Origin of the sequence: Pseudomonas sp. TH39(2020) (assembly GCF_016650715.1) — a bacterium.
Lineage (GTDB): Bacteria > Pseudomonadota > Gammaproteobacteria > Pseudomonadales > Pseudomonadaceae > Aquipseudomonas > Aquipseudomonas mandelii_C.
The window spans coordinates 846,844-868,912 of record NZ_JAEKFF010000007.1 but is presented as its reverse complement, the minus strand read 5'-3'; the positions used below and the strand labels follow the sequence as shown (position 1 = coordinate 868,912).

At 59.2% G+C, this 22,069-nt stretch carries 22 protein-coding genes; 11 read left to right on the top strand and 11 right to left on the bottom strand.

What is annotated here, in order from left to right:
* Window positions 1–2 precede the first annotated feature (2 nt).
* Entirely contained in the window at window positions 3–476 is a 474-nt protein-coding gene (locus JFU47_RS24425; protein ID WP_008153083.1) for a peroxiredoxin, read from the top strand.
* A 142-nt stretch (window positions 477–618) separates the two neighbouring features.
* Here the strand turns inward: JFU47_RS24425 and JFU47_RS24420 are convergent, their stop codons facing one another.
* Entirely contained in the window at window positions 619–1,689 is a 1,071-nt protein-coding gene (locus JFU47_RS24420) for an AI-2E family transporter (RefSeq protein WP_046055715.1), read from the bottom strand.
* A gap of 31 nt (window positions 1,690–1,720) precedes the next feature.
* Window positions 1,721–1,960, bottom strand: a complete 240-nt coding sequence (locus JFU47_RS24415) for a sulfurtransferase TusA family protein (RefSeq protein WP_123366784.1) — start codon at window positions 1,958–1,960, stop codon at window positions 1,721–1,723.
* 98 nt (window positions 1,961–2,058) lie between these two features.
* Here JFU47_RS24415 and JFU47_RS24410 point away from each other — a divergent pair, with 98 nt between their 5' ends.
* Window positions 2,059–3,492: a M48 family metalloprotease gene (locus JFU47_RS24410; protein WP_056742551.1), complete on the top strand. Its 1,434-nt coding sequence runs from the start codon at window positions 2,059–2,061 to the stop codon at window positions 3,490–3,492.
* A gap of 75 nt (window positions 3,493–3,567) precedes the next feature.
* Here JFU47_RS24410 and JFU47_RS24405 read toward each other — a convergent pair whose 3' ends face one another.
* From JFU47_RS24405 to rpoE, 4 genes are all read right to left on the bottom strand, one after another.
* On the bottom strand, window positions 3,568–4,995 hold the full coding sequence (locus JFU47_RS24405; protein WP_140677394.1) for a DegQ family serine endoprotease: 1,428 nt from the start codon (window positions 4,993–4,995) through the stop codon (window positions 3,568–3,570).
* A 181-nt stretch (window positions 4,996–5,176) separates the two neighbouring features.
* Window positions 5,177–6,133 carry a MucB/RseB C-terminal domain-containing protein gene (locus JFU47_RS24400; protein WP_140892337.1) on the bottom strand — a complete coding sequence of 319 codons (957 nt, stop codon included), beginning with the start codon at window positions 6,131–6,133 and terminating at the stop codon, window positions 5,177–5,179.
* An 8-nt stretch (window positions 6,134–6,141) separates the two neighbouring features.
* Window positions 6,142–6,729, bottom strand: coding sequence for a sigma-E factor negative regulatory protein (locus JFU47_RS24395; protein ID WP_033054066.1), 588 nt, complete (start codon window positions 6,727–6,729; stop codon window positions 6,142–6,144).
* A 30-nt stretch (window positions 6,730–6,759) separates the two neighbouring features.
* The gene (gene rpoE / locus JFU47_RS24390) at window positions 6,760–7,341 is read right to left on the bottom strand and encodes an RNA polymerase sigma factor RpoE (protein WP_007944079.1); all 582 of its coding nucleotides are present in this window, start codon (window positions 7,339–7,341) and stop codon (window positions 6,760–6,762) included.
* 558 nt (window positions 7,342–7,899) lie between these two features.
* On the opposite strand from rpoE, the gene nadB reads away from it, so the two are divergent.
* The gene (gene nadB / locus JFU47_RS24385; RefSeq protein ID WP_033054068.1) at window positions 7,900–9,516 is read left to right on the top strand and encodes an L-aspartate oxidase; all 1,617 of its coding nucleotides are present in this window, start codon (window positions 7,900–7,902) and stop codon (window positions 9,514–9,516) included.
* Here the strand turns inward: nadB and JFU47_RS24380 are convergent.
* Window positions 9,485–9,937 carry a protein YgfX gene (locus tag JFU47_RS24380; protein WP_140677397.1) on the bottom strand — a complete coding sequence of 151 codons (453 nt, stop codon included), beginning with the start codon at window positions 9,935–9,937 and terminating at the stop codon, window positions 9,485–9,487. The two genes, nadB and JFU47_RS24380, sit on opposite strands and share 32 nt — an antisense overlap.
* A complete protein-coding gene (locus JFU47_RS24375; protein ID WP_007944081.1) occupies window positions 9,921–10,175 on the bottom strand; it encodes an FAD assembly factor SdhE in 255 nt (84 codons plus the stop codon). The genes JFU47_RS24380 and JFU47_RS24375 overlap by 17 nt, the downstream gene beginning before the upstream one ends.
* A gap of 149 nt (window positions 10,176–10,324) precedes the next feature.
* On the opposite strand from JFU47_RS24375, the gene ygfZ reads away from it, so the two are divergent.
* Together ygfZ and JFU47_RS24365 are read left to right on the top strand one after the other, a co-directional pair.
* A complete protein-coding gene (gene ygfZ, locus JFU47_RS24370) occupies window positions 10,325–11,266 on the top strand; it encodes a CAF17-like 4Fe-4S cluster assembly/insertion protein YgfZ (protein WP_201186206.1) in 942 nt (313 codons plus the stop codon).
* A 34-nt stretch (window positions 11,267–11,300) separates the two neighbouring features.
* Window positions 11,301–12,122, top strand: a complete 822-nt coding sequence (locus JFU47_RS24365) for an HDOD domain-containing protein (RefSeq protein ID WP_201186204.1) — start codon at window positions 11,301–11,303, stop codon at window positions 12,120–12,122.
* 121 nt (window positions 12,123–12,243) lie between these two features.
* Here JFU47_RS24365 and JFU47_RS24360 read toward each other — a convergent pair whose 3' ends face one another.
* Window positions 12,244–13,629, bottom strand: coding sequence for a sensor histidine kinase (locus tag JFU47_RS24360; protein ID WP_123366792.1), 1,386 nt, complete (start codon window positions 13,627–13,629; stop codon window positions 12,244–12,246).
* Complete coding sequence (locus JFU47_RS24355; RefSeq protein ID WP_201186203.1) at window positions 13,622–14,293, bottom strand: response regulator; 672 nt, start codon at window positions 14,291–14,293, stop codon at window positions 13,622–13,624. Before JFU47_RS24355 ends, JFU47_RS24360 begins: the two co-directional genes overlap by 8 nt.
* 233 nt (window positions 14,294–14,526) lie before the next feature.
* On the opposite strand from JFU47_RS24355, the gene JFU47_RS24350 reads away from it, so the two are divergent.
* From JFU47_RS24350 to JFU47_RS24330, 5 genes are read left to right on the top strand one after another with little or no spacing between them, the layout of a single operon-like run.
* The gene (locus JFU47_RS24350; protein ID WP_201186195.1) at window positions 14,527–15,819 is read left to right on the top strand and encodes an OprD family porin; all 1,293 of its coding nucleotides are present in this window, start codon (window positions 14,527–14,529) and stop codon (window positions 15,817–15,819) included.
* A gap of 39 nt (window positions 15,820–15,858) precedes the next feature.
* Window positions 15,859–16,836 (top strand): Bug family tripartite tricarboxylate transporter substrate binding protein, encoded by a 978-nt coding sequence (locus JFU47_RS24345; RefSeq protein ID WP_201186187.1) that lies wholly within the window; start codon window positions 15,859–15,861, stop codon window positions 16,834–16,836.
* A 59-nt stretch (window positions 16,837–16,895) separates the two neighbouring features.
* Window positions 16,896–17,354: a tripartite tricarboxylate transporter TctB family protein gene (locus JFU47_RS24340; protein WP_140677407.1), complete on the top strand. Its 459-nt coding sequence runs from the start codon at window positions 16,896–16,898 to the stop codon at window positions 17,352–17,354.
* Between the two features lies 1 nt (window position 17,355).
* The gene (locus JFU47_RS24335) at window positions 17,356–18,870 is read left to right on the top strand and encodes a tripartite tricarboxylate transporter permease (RefSeq protein ID WP_123366797.1); all 1,515 of its coding nucleotides are present in this window, start codon (window positions 17,356–17,358) and stop codon (window positions 18,868–18,870) included.
* The gene (locus tag JFU47_RS24330) at window positions 18,863–19,903 is read left to right on the top strand and encodes an AbrB family transcriptional regulator (RefSeq protein WP_140677409.1); all 1,041 of its coding nucleotides are present in this window, start codon (window positions 18,863–18,865) and stop codon (window positions 19,901–19,903) included. The genes JFU47_RS24335 and JFU47_RS24330 overlap by 8 nt, the downstream gene beginning before the upstream one ends.
* A 102-nt stretch (window positions 19,904–20,005) precedes the next feature.
* Here JFU47_RS24330 and ung read toward each other — a convergent pair whose 3' ends face one another.
* On the bottom strand, window positions 20,006–20,698 hold the full coding sequence (gene ung / locus JFU47_RS24325) for a uracil-DNA glycosylase (RefSeq protein WP_201186185.1): 693 nt from the start codon (window positions 20,696–20,698) through the stop codon (window positions 20,006–20,008).
* A 132-nt stretch (window positions 20,699–20,830) separates the two neighbouring features.
* On the opposite strand from ung, the gene JFU47_RS24320 reads away from it, so the two are divergent.
* The gene (locus JFU47_RS24320; RefSeq protein WP_201186182.1) at window positions 20,831–21,934 is read left to right on the top strand and encodes an enoyl-CoA hydratase/isomerase family protein; all 1,104 of its coding nucleotides are present in this window, start codon (window positions 20,831–20,833) and stop codon (window positions 21,932–21,934) included.
* The last annotated feature ends 135 nt before the right edge of the window (window positions 21,935–22,069 follow it).

The following is a 22,069-nucleotide window of genomic DNA, read 5'->3' as shown; positions in this document are numbered from 1 at the left end:
TCATGGCCGTTGCCATCGACCAACCGGTTGCCGACTTCGAAGCACCCGCCACCAGCGGGCAGACCGTCAACCTCGCGAGCCTCAAAGGCAAGCAGGTGGTGATTTACTTCTATCCGAAGGACAGCACGCCAGGCTGCACCACTCAGGGTCAGGGCTTTCGTGACCAGCTCGACGCCTTTAAAGCTGCCAATACCGAAGTCTTTGGCGTGTCGCGCGACAGCCTTAAATCACACGAAAACTTCAAGGCCAAGCAGGCGTTCACCTTCGAGCTGATCAGCGACAAGGAAGAAGCGCTCTGCCAGCAGTTCGACGTGATCAAGTTGAAAAAGCTCTATGGCAAAGAATATATGGGCGTTGATCGCAGCACGTTCCTGATCGACAAGGACGGTGTGTTGCGTCAGGAATGGCGTGGTGTGAAGGTGCCGGGTCATGTGGATGCTGTATTAGCGGCGGCTCAGGCACTGAACAAGGCCTGATTTTTTAGCGTCCTTTCGGACGCTTTCGCGAGCAGGCTCGCTCCCACAGTTGACCGAGCTGTCCAGGCAAACGCGGTTTAATGTGGGAGCGAGCCTGCTCGCGAAGAGGCCTTATGCCTTACTCAAGAATCAAGCCCGGCAGTTAAAGCAGCGGCGCCACCACCGGCTCTTTGCGCGGCCATGCGTCCAGTACAGCCTTGAACAGGGTTGCTAGCGGAATCGCAAAGAACACGCCCCAAAAGCCCCACAGCCCGCCAAACAACAACACCGCGCAGATGATCGCCACTGGATGCAGATTGACCGCTTCCGAGAACAGCAGCGGCACCAGCACGTTGCCGTCCAGCGTCTGGATGATCCCGTAGACCGCCATCAAATAGATGAACTGATCGCTCCAGCCCCACTGGAACAGTGCAATCAGCATGACCGGCACGGTTACCACCACTGCGCCGACATAAGGCACCACCACCGACACGCCCACCAGTAATGCCAGCAGCGCCGCGTAGTTGAGCCCCAGAACAACGAAACCGATGTAGGTCACCCCACCGCAAATGAAAATCTCGATGACCTTGCCGCGAATGTAATTGGCGATCTGCCGGTTCATCTCATGAGCGACGCGGGTGATCAGCGCCCGCTCACGGGGCAAGTAACCACGCACCCACTGACCGATCATCTCCCGGTCCTTGAGAAAGAAAAACACCAGGATCGGCACCAGCACCAGGTAGATCATGATGTTCACCAGCAACGGCAGACTCGACAGCGAGAACGTCAGCGCCCACTGACCGAACTTGCCAATCTCGCCCCGCGCCACTTCGATGGCCTGCAGCACCTGCTCATCGGATACCAGATGCGGGTAGCGCTCGGGCAGCAGCAATAACAGCGACTGCCATTTGGCGAGCATGCCGGGTAACTCGTTGAACAGCGTAATCAACTGATGCCAGAGCAACGGCACCACAACTACGATGAACACCAGCAACAGCCCCATGAACAACGCAAAGACCAACCCCACCGCCACCCCGCCCGGCATGCGCAGGCGTTCGAGAGTGACGACCAACCCTTGCATCAGATACGCCAGCACCATCCCGGCCAGCACTGGCGCAAGCATGCCGCCCAGCGTTAGCACGGCGGTAAACGCCAGAAACAGCAGGACCGCCAGCACAACGGCCTCTTCATCGGAGAAGTAGCGCTGAATCCAGTCGCGTAACACTTTGAACATCAATAATCCTTAGAAACGAACGCAGCAGAATTCAGGCTTTTTTCAACCAGTAGCGGTAAACACCCGCGTCATCTTCTTCACGAAGCAGCGTATGACCGGCCAATCGGGCAAAGGTGCGGAAGTCGCGCTGCGAGCCCGCATCGGTGGCGATTACCTTCAGCACTGCCCCGCTGGCCAGTCGATTGAGTTCCATCTTGGCCTTGAGCAACGGCAAGGGGCAATTCAGGCCGCTGGCGTCGAGCTCGGCGTCATGGGCTACAGCGTCGGTCATTGCATCACTCCGGAGTCAGGTGGTCGAGCGGCTAGAATATCTGGTCCGAAGCGTAGTGTCCGGCTACAGTAAGGTCTTTGTCGACTAAGGCTTTGTGCATGACTTTTTTGCGCCCTACCCTGCTGACGCTCGCTTGCCTGCTTGCCTCACCGGGCTTCGCCGACGACTTGCCGTCACTCGGCGACGCCAGTTCTGCCATCGTCTCGCCGCAACAGGAATATCAGTTGGGCCGTGCCTGGCTGGCGCTTTTGCGCAGCCAGGTTTCGCAGCTCAACGATCCACAGCTCAAGGACTACGTCGAATCCAGCGTCTACCGACTGGTAGAGACCAGCCAGGTCAATGACCGGCGCCTGGAGTTCATCCTGATCAACAGCCCGCAACTCAACGCCTTCGCCGCACCGGGCGGCATTGTCGGGGTTAACGGCGGCTTATTCCTCAATGCCCAGACCGAAGGCGAATACGCCTCCGTACTCGCTCACGAATTGGCTCACTTGTCGCAGCGCCACTTCGCCCGTGGCGTCGAAGCCCAACAGCGCATGCAGGTGCCGATGATGGCCGCGCTGCTGGCCGGGATCGTGATTGCCGCAGCCGGCGCCGGCGATGCCGGGATCGCGGCCATTGCGGGCACGCAGGCGGCAGCCATTCAGGAACAACGGCGTTTCTCTCGCCAGAACGAACAGGAAGCTGACCGCATTGGCATCCTCAATCTGGAAAAGGCCGGTTACGACCCGCGCTCGATGCCGACCATGTTCGAGCGATTGGCGCGCCAGTACCGCTTTGACGCCAAGCCACCGGAATTTCTGCTGACTCACCCGGTGACCGAGTCGCGGATCGCTGACACGCGCAACCGCGCCGAACAGGCAAAACCCGGCGGCATCGAAGACACGATGCGTTATCAGCTGATTCGTGCACGGGTCCAGTTGATCTATGAAGAAACCCCAGGCCTGGGCGCCAAACGCTTTCGCGCCCAGCTTGATGAAAACCCGAAAAATGATGTCGCTCGCTATGGCCTGGCCATCGCCCAGATCAAGGGCGGCCAGCTGAATGAAGCACGGGAAAACCTCAAGCTGCTTCTGGCCAAGTCGCCGAACGAGATCATCTACAACCTGGCGCAGGTCGATCTGGACATCACCAACAATCGTCTGCCGGACGCCCAGTCCCGGGTTGACCGAATGCTGACGCAGTATCCGGGCAACTATCCGCTGAATTCGGTGCGTGTTGACCTGCTGCTCAAGCAGAACCGTGCGCCCGAGGCGGAAAAAGCACTGGAGAACCTGCTCAAGAGCCGTCCTGACGATCCGGATGTCTGGTACATGGTGGCCGAGACTCGCGGTCTGTCAGGCAACATCATCGGCCTGCATCAGGCCCGCGCCGAGTATTTTGCATTGGTCGGCGACTATCGTCAGGCCATTCAGCAACTGGACTTCGCCAAGCGCAAGGCAGGAACCAATTTCCCGCTGTCATCGCGGATCGACGCACGGCAACGGGAGCTGATGGAACAGGAGCGCATGATCAAGGACATGATGGGCTGACGCTTATCAGAAAAAATTTCAGACATAAAAAAACCGCCTCTTTCGAGGCGGTTTTTTATTCAACCGACAACCTGATTATTCAGCCAGTTTGAAGGTGATGAAGCTGGCGCGTCCTTGACGCAGAACCCGCATCGACACCGAGCGGTTCTTCGGCAGCGCCTTGGCGATATCCGTGAATTCCTTGGTGGAACCGATTGCCTGATTATTCAGGTGAGTGATCACATCGCCTGGCTGCAAGCCAATCAGAGAAGCGGGACCGTCCTGGACTTCCTTGATCACGACGCCGCCTTTGAGGTCGTAGGTTTTCTTCTGTTCATCCGTCAGCTCGACCACGGAAACACCCAGCCGATTGCTGCTGCGCTCGGTGGTAGATTTTGGCAGATCATCCAGCTCTTTGCCTTCTTCCGGGATAGCGCCGACAGTCAACTCGACATTCTTGCGCTTACCTTCACGAATCACTTCCAGATCAGCTTTCGAGCCGGCCTTTAGCGCGCCCACCAGGTGTGGCAGATCGGCGGACATGACGATCGGTTGGCCGTTCATGCTCAGGATCACGTCCCCTACTTGCAGGCCACCCTTGGCAGCCGGGCCGTCATCCTGGATCTGAGCCACCAGCGCGCCGGCTGGCTTCTCCAGACCGAACGACTCGGCCAGGTCCTTGTTCACTTCCTGAATCACCACACCCAACCAGCCACGGCTGACTTTGCCGCCGCTTTTGAGCTGATTGGAAACGTCCATGGCAACGTCGATCGGGATCGCGAACGACACGCCCATGAAGCCGCCGGAACGGGTGTAGATCTGCGAGTTGATGCCGACCACTTCACCGGCCAGGTTGAACAGCGGACCGCCAGAATTACCCGGGTTGATCGGCACGTCGGTCTGGATGAACGGCACATAGTTTTCGTTCGGCAGGCTGCGACCAATGGCGCTGACGATACCCTGGGTCACGGTATGGTCGAAACCGAATGGCGAGCCAATCGCCACGACCCACTGACCGGCCTTCAGGTCCTGGGATTTGCCGAGCTTGAGGACCGGCAGATCCTTGCCTTCGATTTTCAGCAGAGCCACGTCGGAACGCGGATCGGTGCCAACCAGTTTGGCTTTCAATTCGCTGCGGTCAGCGAGACGGACGAGGATTTCGTCTGCATCGGCAATCACATGGTTGTTGGTCAGGATGTAGCCATCAGACGAGATGATGAAACCTGACCCCAGGGACTGGGCTTCGCGTTGACGATCACCGCGCGGTGTACGCGGTTGTGGCGGCATACCGCGCTCGAAGAACTCGCGCAACATGGGCGGCAAGCCTTCAAGGTCGGGCATCTGCTCGCTCACTTTGCGATCCGGCAGTTTCTGCGTGGTACTGATGTTTACCACCGCGGGCGAGGCCTGCTCGACCAACTGTGTGAAGTCAGGCAACTCAGCCGCTTGAACAGCGACCGCCTGACCAAGCACCAGCACGGTGGCAAAAATAGAAAGATAAGATTTCAAGCGTGGTATCGACATACGGCTCCCGTTACGACGAGCATGGTTAAGCGATATGGAGCAAGGAACACCGGGAACGATACGCCGGTATTTTTGTTCCGGGAACAACAAACAAGGCCAGAGCCGAGAGGCTCTGACCTATAGAAAAAATCGGGGATATTTGCAAGTTGAAATGCTCACCAAACATTTCGATTTCAGCTCACTACTTGGTTGCAGTGGCGTCGCTGCGCATGGATAGCGCAATGCGTTCAGCGGTGCCAATCGGAATCTCACCGACCACGGTCACCATCATCTCGCCTTGCGGGGTAGTCAAGCGTCGGGAAACTGCAACGGTCGGCCCCAACTGGGTGCGAGTGTCAGTAATTGTTGCGCCATTCAACGGCTCAAGGAAAACCGAGAAACGGGCCAGACCATCGTCATACATCAGACTGTTGACTTGGGTTTTGGTCTCTGGATCCTTGCGGGAGGTACTGCTGATCAGCTCGAAACCAGGTGGTAACCAGTCCGAACGCCATACTTGCGCTGCCTTGATCGCAGAAGCCTTGTCACTGTCGAGGGCAACGGTTTTGCAATCGGCGCCAGGCTGCAAGTCGCTGTCGGACGGAACATCGGCGGTATCCAGTTGCGTGAACTGGAATCGCTCCAGCAACTGCCCTCGTTCATTCAGAAGCAATGATTTGAGAGGCAGGCCGGTTTCTTTATCCAGATGCAATTCAAAACCGTAGCGGTGTTGATCGCGAGGTGTCAGTGAAACGATTACTGCCGCACGCCCGGCCACACGCGACTTGCCAATGACGGCAAGGTCGTACCAATTCTTTAGCTTTTGTGGATCGAGTGCACGAGCAGCGGAGCTGGGGGAATCTCCAAGCCCTGCTATCAGAATGCCGCTGACGCATTGAGTACGCCCATCAATGCGCACGACTTCCTGTGCCGAGCCGTCGAGCTGGAGTAAACGCTCGCGGACCTTGCCATCCTGGACGCGGTGCCAGATGTTGTGGGTAGAAAAACTACCGTTACGCTCGTAGACGAATGTACCGTGAAAGCTTTGCTGTTGCTCGGCTTGGCCCAGACGGGTCAACCAGTCCTGGGCTTCATCAGCATGGGCTGGAACAACAAACCAGCCACCGAGCAGAAGCGTAAGTAGAGGGATGGCGCGCATGATCCTCCTTAACGGTTTTCCAGACTTGCTGCACGAGCGTAAGGCAGAGCGCTCTCAGTACCTTTCAGTGCAGCCTGTTGAGCATGTTGGCGCAAGTAGCCTGGCAGACGCTGATCGTGCCAGCCTGGCTGACCTTGCAATACGCCGTTGGCCATAGGGCCAGTGGCTTCCGAACTCTCATTGTAGCCTGCTAATACAGCTGGACCCTTGACCTGAGGAACGGCCAGACCTGGTTGACTGGATTGTTGAGCCAGTTCGACCCCAGCGATCTCGTCCTGGTTATACAGACGAACACCTGCCAGTACGGCGAGGGTTACCGAAGCAGCGACCGCCAGACGACCCAGGCTGCGCCATGGACCACGGGAGGCTTTTGCAGGTACAGCTTCGTCAGCCAGCGCAGCAGAGACTGCCGCAGCGATATCCAGACGTGGAAGCAGCAGATCCTTGTGCATAACTGCCCGAGCGATTTGATAACGAGCCCAGGTATCACGGGTTTCAACATCGTCAAAGGCATTCAATACCCGACGCAATTCCAATTCGTCCGCTTCGTTATCCATCACTGCGGACAGCGATTCCTGCAGGGCTTCACGACTCATGGCGTTCCTCTCTTGGCTGTCGCCGCTGTCTCAGTTTTCCTGCAACAACGGCTGCAGGGCTTTATCGATGGCTTCCCGAGCGCGGAAGATCCGGGAGCGCACGGTACCCACCGGACATTGCATGACGGCCGCAATGTCCTCGTAACTCAGACCATCGAATTCACGTAAAGTTAAGGCCGTACGCAAATCTTCTGGCAGTTGCTGAATGGTTCGATGGACAGTGCCTTCGATCTCATCCCGCAGCAATGCACGCTCTGGCGACTCGAGATCCTTGAGGCCATGATCGCCATCGTAGAACTCTGCATCCTCGGAACTGACATCGCTATCCGGCGGCCGACGGCCGCGTGAAACCAGATAATTTTTCGCCGTGTTGATGGCGATGCGGTAAAGCCACGTATAAAACGCGCTGTCCCCGCGAAAATTTCCAAGTGCACGGTACGCCTTGATAAAGGCTTCCTGCGCCACATCCTGGGCTTCATGGGTGTCGTGCACGAAACGCACGATCAACCCGAGAATTTTGTGCTGGTATTTCAGCACTAGCAGATCGAAAGCTCGCTTGTCGCCGCGCTGAACGCGTTCGACCAGCTGCTGATCCTCTTCCTGGGTTAGCATGAACACTCCTCGATAAGCTCGGAGGAGGCTTGCATAACTAAACGACCAGACTTGCAAACATAGACTCGGGCTTTTCGCAAAAGTTCTCCCCCTCCAAGCAAGTTTCCTGCGGGCTCTGATTTGGCACGCACGAAAAGCGCAGCGCGGGTCAACCCGGCTGCGCGAATAATCTTGTCATCGGATTCGCCGGCAAGGATCAAATCTCAGATCCCGCGTTGAAGCCGACACTGTCCCTTGAATCAGGCAACGGTCTATTGATCTTGGGCCTTTGGCAAAAGTTCCAAATATTTATAGCTGCGCAAGAGCGACATTGTGCAACCGTGAATAGAAAAAGACTGTTAAATCGTTGATACAGTCGTCTTGTCGCCGAACCGGCCGAAAAACCATCCGACGAAGCGTCAGGTATTTTCCGTCACAGTAGTTTCACAATGCCATGTGTGCTCGCTATTGTGCCGCTCCCCCCCTCTATATACTAGTGGGCTGTGTGGCTGTCTTGACTCGCCGATCCAGGTGTCTTGCGCCAACCCCGACCCGGGTCGCTTTGAGCGGAATCCTGAAATGAGCCAACAGTTTCAACACGATGTTCTGGTAATTGGCAGCGGTGCTGCCGGCTTGAGCCTTGCCCTGACCTTGCCCGGTCATTTGCGCATCGCCGTGCTGAGCAAAGGCGACCTCGCCAATGGCTCGACTTTCTGGGCCCAAGGTGGCGTCGCTGCCGTCCTGGATGACACCGACACCGTTGAATCACATGTCGATGACACCCTCAATGCTGGCGGCGGCCTGTGCCATGAAGACGCGGTGCGCTTTACCGTCGAGCACAGTAAAGAGGCGATTCAATGGCTGATCGACCAAGGTGTGCCCTTCACCCGCGATGAACAGTCAGGCACTGAAGATGGCGGATTCGAGTTCCACCTGACCCGCGAAGGCGGTCACAGCCATCGGCGCATCATCCATGCCGCCGATGCCACGGGCGCAGCGATTTTCAGAACCTTGCTCGACAAGGCCAGACAACGACCGAACATCGAACTGCTGGAGCAGCGGGTCGCGGTCGACCTGATCACCGAAAAGCGCCTGGGCCTTGAAGGTGATCGCTGCCTCGGCGCTTACGTCCTCAATCGCGGGACCGGTGAAGTCGACACCTACGGCGCTCGCTTTGTGATCCTCGCATCGGGCGGCGCAGCAAAGGTCTATCTCTATACCAGCAACCCCGACGGCGCCTGCGGTGATGGCATTGCCATGGCTTGGCGTTCGGGCTGCCGGGTGGCGAATCTGGAGTTCAACCAGTTCCACCCCACTTGCCTGTATCACCCGCAAGCCAAGAGCTTCCTGATCACCGAAGCCCTGCGCGGCGAAGGCGCACACCTCAAGCTGCCCAACGGCGAACGCTTCATGCAACGCTTCGACCCTCGCGCCGAACTGGCCCCGCGCGACATCGTCGCCCGGGCCATCGACCATGAAATGAAGCGCCTGGGCGTCGATTGTGTCTATCTGGACATCAGCCACAAGCCGGAAGCGTTCATCAAGACTCACTTCCCGACGGTGTACGAACGCTGCCTCGAGTTCTCCATCGACATCACCAAGCAACCGATTCCAGTGGTTCCGGCGGCGCACTACACGTGCGGCGGCGTGATGGTCGATCAGCAGGGTCGCACCGACGTGCCGGGGCTATATGCCATTGGCGAAACCAGCTTCACCGGCCTGCATGGCGCCAACCGCATGGCCAGCAACTCGTTACTGGAGTGCTTCGTTTACGCGCGCTCGGCGGCGGCGGACATTCTTGAGCAACTGCCGCAGGTTTCGGTTCCGATCGCCCTGCCCGTCTGGGATGCGAGCCAGGTCACCGACTCCGATGAGGACGTGATCATTGCGCACAACTGGGACGAACTGCGGCGATTCATGTGGGACTACGTCGGCATTGTGCGCACCAACAAGCGCTTGCAACGGGCACAGCACCGTGTGCGGTTGTTGCTGGACGAAATCGACGAGTTCTACAGCAACTACAAGGTCAGTCGGGACTTGATCGAACTGCGTAACCTGGCCCAAGTGGCCGAACTGATGATCCAGTCAGCCATGGAACGCAAGGAGAGTCGCGGCCTGCATTACACCCTCGACTATCCAAACATGCTGCCGGTTGCCCTGGACACTATTCTGGTGCCGCCCACCTACGTCGACTGAACGTGAGCCGAACCCGCAGGCGTCGGTGCAGATCCGCCGCCTGCGAGTCACGAGGCACACAAACTGCCCTGACTCGTCGTTCGCCCCGCAGTCGAAAACGCAGCACAACGAGCAACGGTAGCGCCAGGCTGTCCGGTCGCAACTGCACCGATTGCCAACCCTCCTCCTGATTCCACAATTGCCAGCCATCGGCATTGCGACGCAAGCCGCGAAATGCCCTTGGGTGTGTCAGCAGAATCTGTCGCGGTAACGCCCAAGCGCCGTGAGCCAGACAGCAAACAACGCCGAGCAGACAGGCCCAGACCGGAATAGATAGAAGGAAGAGCGAACCCAGCGCGAACAGCTGGGCTAAAAGATACGCCGCCAGCAATTGCCGTGAGGCATGCCAGCGGCATTCGAACGCATTACTTGGGCTGGACACGATCCAGAATCATGCGAACCATGCGCTGAAGCTCCGGATCTTCCGATTCGGCCCGCTCCATGAACCAGCCGAACATGTCCTGATCTTCGCATTCGAGCAGCTTGCGGTAGCAATCGCGGTCGACATCATTGAGGTGCGGATAGACCTCTTTCACGAACGGTACCAGCAACACGTCAAGCTCAAGCATGCCGCGGCGGCTGTGCCAGTAGAGGCGATTCAGTTCAACATCTTCGACCATGGAGCGCTCCTCAAATAGGCGGCAAGTATACAGCCCCAGGCGGAGTCGAACACTCGGCTTTGGTCGGCCACCAACGATCCTTTGTGAACTACCCATTTCAAGAGCGCCCCCTTATGATGTCCCCCAGACTCTTTACCCTGCGATGACCCATGGCCGATTCTGCTTTTTTCTGCACCCTGTCTCACGAAGGCGTTCTCGCAGTACGCGGCGCGGATGCCGGCAAATTCCTGCAAGGCCAATTGACCTGCAATCTCAATTACCTGAGTGACACCCAGGCCAGCCTCGGCGCCCGCTGCACGCAGAAGGGCCGGATGCAGTCGAGTTTCCGCATCCTGCTGGAAGGCGACGGCGTTCTGATGGCCATGGCCACCGAACTGCTGGAACCACAACTGGCGGATCTGAAAAAGTACGCAGTGTTTTCCAAGTCCAAACTGACCGATGAAAGCGCTGCCTGGGTCCGCTTCGGCATCGACCATGGCGATGCGGCTCTGATCAGCCTCGGTCTTGAGCTGCCAGCTGACACCGACAGCGTCGTGCGCAATGACGGCATGATCGCCATTCGCGTCTCGCCGGAGCGCGCCGAACTCTGGGTCGCCGCTGACCAGGCCGACCTTATCAAGAGCAAGCTGTCCGCCGTATTGGCCGAAGGCGACCTGAATCAATGGCTGTTGGGCCAGATCCGCGCCGGGATCGGTCAGGTCATGCCAAGCACTCGCGAGTTGTTCATCCCGCAGATGCTCAATCTGCAAGCCGTGGGTGGCGTGAGCTTCAAGAAAGGCTGCTACACCGGCCAGGAAATCGTCGCACGCATGCAGTACCTGGGCAAACTCAAGCGCCGCTTGTACCGCCTGAAACTGGATGCCAACGACCAGCCTGAACCTGGCACACAATTGTTTTCCCCTACCCACGGCAGCTCTATCGGCGAAGTGGTACTGGCCGCCAACACCGGGCAAAACATTGAACTCCTGGCCGTGCTGCAAGCCGAAGCAGCAGAAGGGGGTGATATCCATCTGGGCGCGCTCGAAGGGCCAGCCCTGCACCTGCTCGACCTGCCTTACGAACTGGATCGCGATCGCGAAATCCAGCGTTAACAGCAGCATTTGTCGCAATACCTAGAGAAACGAAATGAGCGAGCTGGCGGAAAAGGTCCAACAGGATTTGGTTGAGGCCATCGATAACGATGACCTGGTTCTGCCAACGTTACCGGAAGTGGCCCTGCAGATTCGCAAGGCCGCTGAAGACCCGGAAATCAGTGTCAGCACCCTGAGCAAAGTGATCGGCCGCGATACCGCGCTGTCGGCGCGTCTGATCAAAGTGGTCAATAGCCCGCTGTTGCGCGCGACCCAGGAAGTCACTGACCTGCACACGGCAATCACTCGATTGGGCATCAATTACAGCAGCAACCTGGCCATCGGTCTGGTCATGGAACAGATTTTCCATGCCCGCTCCGAGGTGGTGGAACACAAAATGCGCGATGTCTGGCGCAAAAGCCTGGAAATCGCCGGGATCAGCTATGCATTGTGCCGCAGGTACACGCAGCTCAAGCCCGATCAGGCCGCCCTTGGCGGACTGGTGCATCAGATCGGTGTGTTGCCGATCCTGACCTACGCCGAAGATCACTATGAACTGCTGGCGGATCCGGTCAGCCTCAACCATGTGATCGATCACATTCATCCACTGCTCGGCGACAAACTGCTCAGAGTCTGGGAATTTCCGGAAATGCTGGTACAGCTGCCGGGACTTTATCTGGACTTCAAGCGACAGTCCGAGCGGGTCGATTATGTCGATCTGGTGCAAGTGGCCAACCTGTATTACCACAAGGACACCGACCATCCCCTCGCCCGCATCGACGCATTCAGCGTGCCGGCGTTCAAAAAGCTGGGAATTGATCCGGAGAACGAGTCGATGTGCCGCGATCTGGAAGAGTCGCGGTCGATGTTTTACTGATAGAGGAATTGCAGCGGCCCCCTTCGCGAGCAGGCTCGCTCCCACACTGAATCTTTGTAGTACCGAAGTTCCCTGTGGGAGCGAGCCTGCTCGCGAAGGGGCCAGCCCGGACACCACAAAACTACCCGGCAATAAAACTCACCCGCACCTTCAACCCCGCCTGTTCGCCATCGTGCAGGCTGATTTGAGCCAGGTGGGCGCGGCAGATCTCACCGACAATCGCCAGCCCCAACCCCGAACCAGCCACCTGCTGGTTGCGCCGGTAAAAGCGCTCGAACACCCGATCGCGCTCTTCAAGAGGAATGCCTGGGCCGTCGTCCTCGACCTCCAGCACGGCCGGTGCCGTGACCCGAAGAATCACGTTGCCACCCGACGGCGTGTGCGCCAGCGCGTTATCCACCAGATTGCTCAACAGTTCGTTCAACAGCGTTGGCTCGCCGCGCAACCACACCGGCTCGTCCGCTTCCAGCGCCAGCGCCACACCGCGTGCGTGGGCCAGCGGTGCCATGGCCATGCCGAGTTCGCGAGCCAGCTGACTGAGGTCAAGCAACTGCGCGCCGCCCTCGGCGATGGCCCGGGCGCCATTTTCGACCCGTGCCAGCGAGAGCAATTGATTGGCGAGGTGGGTCAAACGGTCCGTGCCTTGGGCGACGGTTTCCAATGTACTGCGCCAGGTTTCAGGTTCGGTCGAGCGCAAACCCAGTTCCAGTCGTGCCTTGAGCGCCGCCAGGGGAGTACGCAGCTCATGGGCGGCATCGGCGATGAACTGCGCCTGACGCTCGAACTGCCCGCGCAGGCGCTCGGTAAAGTGATTGAGCGCGCGCACCAGTGGCCATAATTCGTGCTGCACTTCCACCAACGGTAATGGCCGCAGATCGTCCGACTGACGTTCTTCCACCGCGGTGCGCAAGCGTTCCAGCGGACGCAACGCGGCGCTGACCGCAAACCACACTAACAGCAACGCCCCCACCGCCAGCATGCCCAGACGCAACAACGTGTCCGCCGCCAGGCTGCGGGCCATGCTGACCCGCGCCTCATCCGTTTCCGCCACGCGGATTTCCGCCATTCCGTTCATGTTCGGCTCGCTCACGGGTTTGAGCAGGCTCACCACGCGCACGTTCTGCCCCTGGTACTTGGCGTTATAGAAACGCGCCAGTGCCGGATAGTCATCAGTTCGCGGCGTTCCCGGCGGCGGTGGCGGCAGGTTTTCGTAGCCGGAGATCAGTTTCTGATTGATGTCGTTGACCAGATAAAAAATCCGCCCCGCGCTGTCGTAGGCGAAGGTGTCGAGGGCCACGTACGGCACGTCGGCACTCAGCGAGCCGTCACGCTGGGAGACGCCCGCAGCGATGGTCCGCGCCGAGGCCAGCAAGGTCCGGTCATAGGCGGTATCGGCCGCTTCGCGACCGTTCCAGTAAGCGCTCAGACCACTGGCCAACATCAACACCACCAGCAACAACGCCAGATTCCACAGCAACCGCCAACGCAGGCTGCTGGGCTTATGCATCGCGGCTTTCCAGCAAGTAGCCGAGACCGCGGAACGTCACGATAACCACAGGTTGGCCATCGAGCTTTTTGCGCAGGCGATGAACATAGATTTCGATGGCGTCAGGGCTGGCCTCTTCGTCCAGACCGAAGACTTGCGAGGCCAGTTGCTCCTTGCTCATCACCCGGCCAGGACGGGCGATCAGCGCTTCAAGAACAGCCTGTTCGCGGGAGGTCAGGGTCAGCAATTCTTCGCCGAGGGAGAAGCGCCGAGTGTCCAGGTCATAGGCCAGCACGCCACAGCGCTGCTGGCGCTCACCACCGAGCACACTGCGGCGCAGCAAGGCTTTGACCCGGGCTTCGAGTTCGGTCAGTTCGAAGGGTTTGGCCAGGTAATCGTCAGCGCCAAGGTTCAGGCCGTGGACCCGATCCTTGACGTCGCTGCGGGCGGTCAACATCAACACCGGCAGGTTCTTGCCCCGCGCCCGCAGGCGCGCCAGCACTTCGAAGCCATCCATGCGCGGCAGACCGACGTCAAGGATCGCCATGGCGTATTCCTCGCTGCTCAACGCCAGGTCGGCCGCCACGCCGTCGTGCAGCACATCCACGGTCAGCCCGGTGCTCTTGAGCGCCTGGGCGACACTTTCGGCGAGCTGCAGATGGTCTTCGACGAGCAGAACACGCATGGATCTTTACCTCATTCAGGGATGGTCGATGCCATTCTTTGGCGCGGAGTTTACAGCCGCAACCGCCGCTGTGAAGCCCGAAAACCGTGAAAGTCTTCTGAAAGGTTAGCGAAAGGTTGGCCGGTTAGAGTCCAGCCACGGACAGTTTCGACTGCCGTCGCTACCGCACATAGCGTACGAAAAACGCCTCGAAGCGTTTTCGCCAATAAGAACAATAAACGGAGTATTTCAAGATGCTGTCCATGCAGCTTCAGGCTCGCCCGCCTGCTCGCTTTTCCCGCCTCAACCACACCGCCCTTGCCAGTGCCGCCGCCCTCGCCGGTTTTTCGCCGTTGAGTCAGGCTGCCTTCTTCGAAGACAGTACGGCAACCCTCGAAACCCGCAACATGTATTTCAACCGCGACTTTCGCGACGGCACCAGCGCCCAGCAATCCAAGCGTGACGAATGGGCCCAGGGCTTCATGCTCAATCTGCAATCGGGTTACACCGACGGCACCGTGGGGTTCGGTGTCGATGCGCTGGGCATGCTGGGGGTCAAACTCGATTCGAGTCCCGACCGCACCGGCACCGGCCTGCTGCCAACCCATGACGACGGCCGCGCCGCCGATGAGTACTCCAAGCTGGGCCTGACCGGCAAAGTGAAGATCTCCGCCACGGAACTTAAAATCGGCAGCCTGATTCCGGAACTGCCGATCCTCAAGCCCAACGACGGGCGCATCCTGCCACAGACTTTTGAAGGTGGAATGCTGACCTCCAAAGAGATCAAGAACCTGACCTTCACCGGCGGGCGTCTGGAGAAAGCCAAGGACCGCGACAGCACCGACTTCGAGGACATCGCCCTCAACAACAAGAACAGCCGCTTCGCTGGCACCGCAGCCGGCAAGCATTTCGACTTTGGCGGCCTGGACTACAAGTTCACAGACAAAATCACCGGCAGCTACCACTTCGCGCAACTTGATGAAGTCTACAACCAGCACTTCCTCGGTGTTGTCGCTTCGCAACCGTTCGGCCCTGGCACTTTCGGCACCGATTTGCGCCTGGCCATCAGTGATGACCAGGGTGCGGCCCGTGGCGGCAAGATCGACAACAAATCCCTCAACGGCCTGGTGAGCTACGCCTTGAACGGGCATAAATTCAGCGCCGGCTATCAGCACATGTCCGGCGACAGCGCGTTTCCTTATGTCGATGGCAGTGACCCGTATCTGGTCAACTTCGTTCAGATCAACGACTTTGCCGGCGCCGAAGAACATTCCTGGCAGGCGCGCTACGACTACGACTTCGCCAAACTCGGCATCCCCGGCCTGAGTTTCATGAGCCGTTACCTGAGCGGTGACAACATCAAGCTCAAGAACGGTGACGAAGGCAAAGAGTGGGAACGCAACACCGAAATCAAATACGTCGTACAAAGCGGCGCGCTCAAGGACGTCGCCGTGCGCCTGCGTAATGCCACCTACCGTTCCAACTACTCCGCTCGCGATGCCGATGAAGTGCGTCTGCTGGTGAGCTATAGCGTTGCCCTTTGGTAATTCAATACACCTATAACAACAACTCCCAAGGAGACTTGAATGAACTTATCAATGCGTAAAATAGCACTCACCGCCAGCGCCCTGCTGTTCGCTGGCCAACTGATGGCCGAGCCCAAACGCCCGGAATGCATCGCCCCGGCCTCGCCAGGCGGCGGCTTCGACCTGACCTGCAAGCTGGCGCAAAGCGCGCTGGTCAATCAGAAACTGCTGACCAAACCGATGCGTGTGACCTACATGCCCGGCGGTGTCGGCGCGGTGGCGTACAACGCGGTGGTCGCTCAGCGTCCGGCCGACGCCGGCACACTGGTGGCGTGGTCCAGCGGTTCGCTGCTGAACCTGGCCCAAGGCAAGTTTGGTCGTTTCGATGAAAACGCCGTGCGCTGGCTGGCCGCCGTGGGAACAAGCTACGGCGCCATCGCGGTGAAAAGCGATTCGCCTTACAAGAACCTGGACGACCTGGTCCAGGCACTGAAAAAAGACCCGAGCAAAGTGGTGATCGGCTCCGGCGGCACCGTCGGCAGCCAGGACTGGATGCAAACCGCGCTGGTCGCCAAGGCTGCCGGGATCAACCCGCGTGACCTGCGTTATGTCGCCCTCGAAGGCGGCGGTGAAATCGCCACCGCCCTGCTCGGCGGCCATATCCAGGTCGGCAGCACCGACATCTCCGACTCCATGCCGCACATCCTGAGTGGTGACATGCGCCTGCTGGCCGTGTTCTCCGAGAAGCGTCTGGACGAGCCGGAAATGAAAGACATTCCGACCGCTAAAGAACAAGGCTACGACATCGTCTGGCCGGTGGTTCGCGGCTTCTACCTCGGGCCAAAGGTCAGCGACGAAGACTACGCCTGGTGGAAAGACGCTTTCGACAAGCTGCTGGCTTCCGAGGAATTCGCCAAGCTTCGCGATCAACGTGAGCTCTTCCCGTTCGCCATGACCGGCCCGGAGCTGGACACCTACGTGAAGAAGCAGGTTGCGGACTACAAAGTGCTGGCCAAAGAGTTCGGCCTGATTCAGTGATCGCCTCTGTCTAGCGGCTGCGGCCCCCGTTCTGCGGGGCCGCGGCACAGGAGTTTCCCATGCTCTTACAACGCATTTTCGCTTCGGCGCTGTTGCTGGTCTGTGTTGGCCTGGCGCTGATGGCGTGGCCGTATCAAGCGTCTTTTTCCTACGAACCGGTGGGGCCGCGAGCCTTCCCGCTATTGATGCTCGGCCTGATGGGCCTTGGCTTGCTGTACATGGTGTTTCGCCCGACACCGATCATCCACAGCGATGACGACCCGAAACTGGACCGTGAAACCCTAACCAAAATCGGCATCTGCGTACTGCTGTTGCTGGTGTTCGCCGGGGCCTTCGAACCCCTTGGTTTCATCGTCGCCAGCATTCTGATCGGGATCCCGATGGCACGCCTGTATGGCGGCCGCTGGCTACCCAGCACGGTGATCATCAGCCTGATGGCTATCGGTCTTTATCTGCTGTTCGACAAGGTGATGGACGTGCCACTGCCGTTGGGCGTGCTCGACGTTCTGGAGAACTGATATGGATACTCTTGGCTATTTGGGCCAGGGCTTCGGCGTCGCGCTGAGCCCGTACAACCTGGTGACCGCGCTGTGCGGCACCCTGATCGGCACCGTCGTCGGGCTGTTGCCAGGCCTGGGGCCGATCAACGGCGTGGCGCTGCTGATTCCGATTGCGTTCGCCCTCGGTCTGCCACCGGAGTCGGCGCTGATCCTGCTGGCGGCGGTGTACCTGGGTTGTGAATACGGCGGCCGGATCAGCTCGATCCTGCTGAACATTCCGGGCGAAGCCTCCACTGTCATGACCACCCTCGACGGTTACCCGATGGCCCGCAAGGGTCTGGCCGGTGTAGCGTTGTCGCTGTCGGCGTGGAGTTCGTTCATCGGTGCGTTCATCGCCACTTGCGGCATGGTGCTGTTTGCCCCGCTGCTGGCGAAATGGGCGATTGCCTTTGGACCGGCGGAGTATTTCGTGCTGATGGTGTTCGCGATTGTCTGCCTCGGCGGCATGGCCGGTGATCGACCACTGAAGACCTTTATCGCCGCGCTGATCGGTTTGTTTTTGTCGACCGTCGGGATCGATGCCAACAGCGGCGTGTACCGTTTCACCGGGGACAACATCCACTTGACCGACGGTATTCAGTTCGTTGTGCTGGTACTGGGCTTGTTCTCCATCAGTGAAATCCTTCTGCTGCTGGAAAAAACCCATCGCGGCCAGGAAGCGGTGAAAGCTACCGGCCGGATGATGTTCAACTTCAAGGAAGCGTCGTCGGTGTTCGTGGTGAACATCCGTTGCGGTCTGCTCGGTTTCATCATGGGCGTTCTGCCGGGTGCCGGCGCAACACTGGCCAGTGCCGTGGCCTACATGACCGAAAAACGTATTGCCGGCGCCAATGGCACGTTCGGACAAGGCGACATGCGTGGCCTCGCGGCGCCGGAAACCGCCATCGGCGGCGCCGCCTGCGGTGCCCTGGTGCCGATGCTGACGCTCGGCGTTCCGGGTTCCGGTACCACGGCGGTGATGATCGGCGCGCTGTCGCTGTACAACATCACCCCGGGTCCGCTGCTGTTCCAACAGCAACCGGACATTGTCTGGGGCCTGATCGCTTCGTTGTTCGTCGCCAACATCATGCTGGTGATCCTCAACATCCCGATGATCCGCATCTTCACCCGCATCCTGGCCGTGCCGAACTGGGCGCTGGTGCCAGTGATTGCGATCATCACCGGAATCGGCGTCTACGCGGTGCATGCCACCACCTTCGACTTGTTCCTGATGATCGGCATCGGCATCTTCGGTTACATCCTGCGCAAGCTGGACTTCCCGTTGTCGCCGGTTCTGTTGGGCTTCATCCTTGGTGGCCTGATGGAGCAGAACCTGCGTCGCGCCCTGTCGATTTCCAACGGTGCGCTGGAAATCCTCTGGTCCAGCCCGATCACCTTCGGTGTCTGGGTGCTGACCGCAATCATGCTGCTCATGCCGATCCTGCGAATCTGGCGCAAACGTTCGGTCGCCCGGCGCGCTATCGCCGATGTCTGATCGAACACCCTTCAAAGCCTGGTGGGGAACCCCGCTGGTCGGTCTGCTGGGCGGTTACCTGGCCAGTCAGATCGGCTGGCCGCTGCCGTGGATGGTCGGCTCGTTGTTGGCGATCATCCTGGTGCGTTGCCTGACACCCTGGCAATTGGCGGAAATCCCTGGCGGCCGCAAGTGCGGCCAGTGGATTGTCGGCATCGGTATCGGCCTGCACTTCACCCCGGTGGTGATGGAGCAGGTCCTGAGCCACTTCGGTCTGATCTTCTTCGGTGCGCTGGTCACCAGCCTGTCGGCCGTGGTCGGGGTCTGGTTGATGCGGCGTACCGGTGAAGATCGCGCGACCGCGTTTTTTTCCAGCATGCCAGGCGGCTCCGGGGAGATGGTCAACCTCGGTGCCCGCAATGGCGCGGTGCTCAGTCGTGTTGCGGCAGGGCAAAGTCTGCGGGTGTTGGTGGTGGTGCTGTGTGTGCCGGCGGCGTTCAAGTATTTGCTGGGCAGCGGCACGCCGGTTTTTCATCCGTCCGCCGTCAATTGGTGGTGGCTGGTCTTTCTATTCCCGGCCGGCGCCTTGGCCGCGTGGCTGTGGGAACGTCTTCGTCAACCCAACCCTTGGCTGTTCGGGCCGTTGCTGGTGAGTGCAGCGGTGAGTATCGGCTGGGACCTGCACATCGGCTTACCCAACGGCGGCAGCCAGATCGGCCAATGGTTGATAGGCAGCGGGTTGGGGTGTCACTTCAATCGGCAGTTTTTCCGGCGTGCGCCTTCTTTTATGGGACGGACCTTGATCGGCACGGTGCTGACCATGTTGATCGCCACGCTGGCAGCATTGGGGTTGAGTGCGCTGACGCATTTGGATTTGCGTTCGCTGACGTTAGGCATGATGCCCGGCGGGATTGCGGAGATGAGCCTGACGGCAGAGACATTGCAGTTGTCGGTGCCGCTGGTGACGGCGATGCAGGTGATGCGGCTGTTGTTTGTGTTGTTTCTGGCGGAGCCGTTGTTCAAGTATTGGAATCGGCAGCCGGATTCTGTCTGAAAGACCGAGTCGCCCCCTTCGCGAGCAGGCTCGCTCCCACAGGGTTCGCGTGATCCTTGTGGGAGCGAGCCTGCTCGCGAAGAGGCCAACTCGGTCAACGCATCAAACTGGCGGCAACCGCCACTCGATCGGCGTCTCGCCATTCTGCTCAAGATACTTATTGGTTCGACTGAAGTGCCCGCACCCGAGGAAGCCGCGATAGGCGGACAACGGTGACGGATGCACCGAGGTCAGCACCAGATGCTTGGTGGCATCGATCAGTTTCTGCTTGCTCTGGGCATGCGCGCCCCACAGCAGGAACACCAGATGTGGCTGGTGTTCACTGACCACTTCGATAATCCGATCGGTAAAGTGTTGCCAGCCTTTACCCGCATGGGCGTTGGCGTTGGCGCGTTCCACGGTCATGGTGGTGTTGATCATCAGCACGCCCTGGTCAGCCCAGCTTTGCAGGCAACCGTGGGCCGGGATGTCGATGTTCAGATCGCGTTTCAACTCTTTATAGATGTTCACCAGCGACGGCGGCGCCGGTACGCCCGGTTGGACTGAAAAGCACAAGCCGTGGGCCTGTCCCGGACCGTGGTACGGGTCCTGGCCGAGGATGACGACTTTGACTTTATCCAGCGGCGTCGAATTGAGTGCGTTGAAAATCATCGGTCCTGGAGGGTAGATTTCCTTGCCGGCCGCGCGCTCCTCTTGCAGGAAGTTGCGCAACTCTGCCATGTAGGGCTGGTCGAATTCGGCACGCAGTGCCTCCTTCCAGCTCGGTTCGAGTTTGATACGGTCGTCAGCAGTCATGGTTACATCCGGCAAAAACAATGGGGCGAACCCTAGGAAAGCCCATCACGCTTGTCAATTGATCTGACGCAGATCCGGCACTTTCCTACATAGCGATCATACTGAACGCTCAAATTCCCGATCGAGGTCACGATGAATCTGCACTTCGAAGAACTCACTGGCACCGACGGCGCACGCATCGGAGTCGCCAGCCTGGATGCCGAAAAGTCCCTCAACGCCCTGTCCTTGCCGATGATCAACGCCTTGCGCGATCAACTGGACGTCTGGGCCAAAGAACCGCAAATCGTCTGCGTCGTGCTGCGCGGCAACGGCACCAAGGCCTTTTGCGCCGGTGGCGAAGTACGCAGCCTGGTGGAAGCCTGTCGCGCCCATCCCGGCGAAGTGCCGCCGCTGGCCGCGCATTTCTTTGCGGCGGAATATCGCCTGGACTTCAATCTGCACACTTACCCTAAACCGCTGATCTGCTGGGGGCATGGCTATGTGCTCGGCGGCGGCATGGGGCTGCTGCAAGGAGCGGGCATCCGGATTGTTACCCCGAGCAGCCGCCTGGCGATGCCGGAGATCAGTATCGGTTTGTACCCGGATGTCGGGGCCAGTTGGTTTTTGTCGCGCCTGCCCGGCAAGCTCGGATTGTTTCTCGGCCTGACCGGCGCCCATATGAACGGTCGCGATGCGATCGATCTGGACCTGGCCGACCGTTTCCTGCTCGACGAACAGCAGGAAGAGCTGATGGAAGGCCTGCTGCAGTTGAACTGGCAGGAACAGACGCCGATGCAGCTGAACAGCCTGCTCAAGGCCTTGCAGCAGGAAGCGATCACGCAAATGCCTGAAGCTCAGTGGCTACCGCGACGCCAGCAGATCGATGAGCTGCTGGATGTCAGTGACGTGCGCTGCGCCTGGAAGGCCATCAGCCAGTTGCGCGACAACACGGATCTGCTGCTCAGCCGCGCCGCGAAAACCATGAGCGAAGGCTCGCCACTGACCGCTCATCTGGTGTGGGAACAGATCGCCCGCGCCCGACACATGTCGCTGGCGCAAGTCTTTCAGATGGAATACACCATGAGCCTCAACTGCTGCCGTCATCCTGAGTTCAGCGAAGGCGTGCGCGCACGGTTGATCGACAAGGATCAAAAACCCCATTGGCACTGGCCAGACATCAATAACCTGCCGGATGCAGTGATAGAAGCGCATTTCCACAAGGCCTGGGAAGGCCGGCATCCTCTGGCCGATCTGTAGGAATACTGAAATCCGGGCATTGCCCGCGATGGCTATCTCAAGGGCTTATCGCGGGCAAGCCATGCTCGTACACGTTGTTAACTGCACTTCGTTCCTACCCTATTCCCGGAACGAGCCTCTTACCGCAAGCGGAGG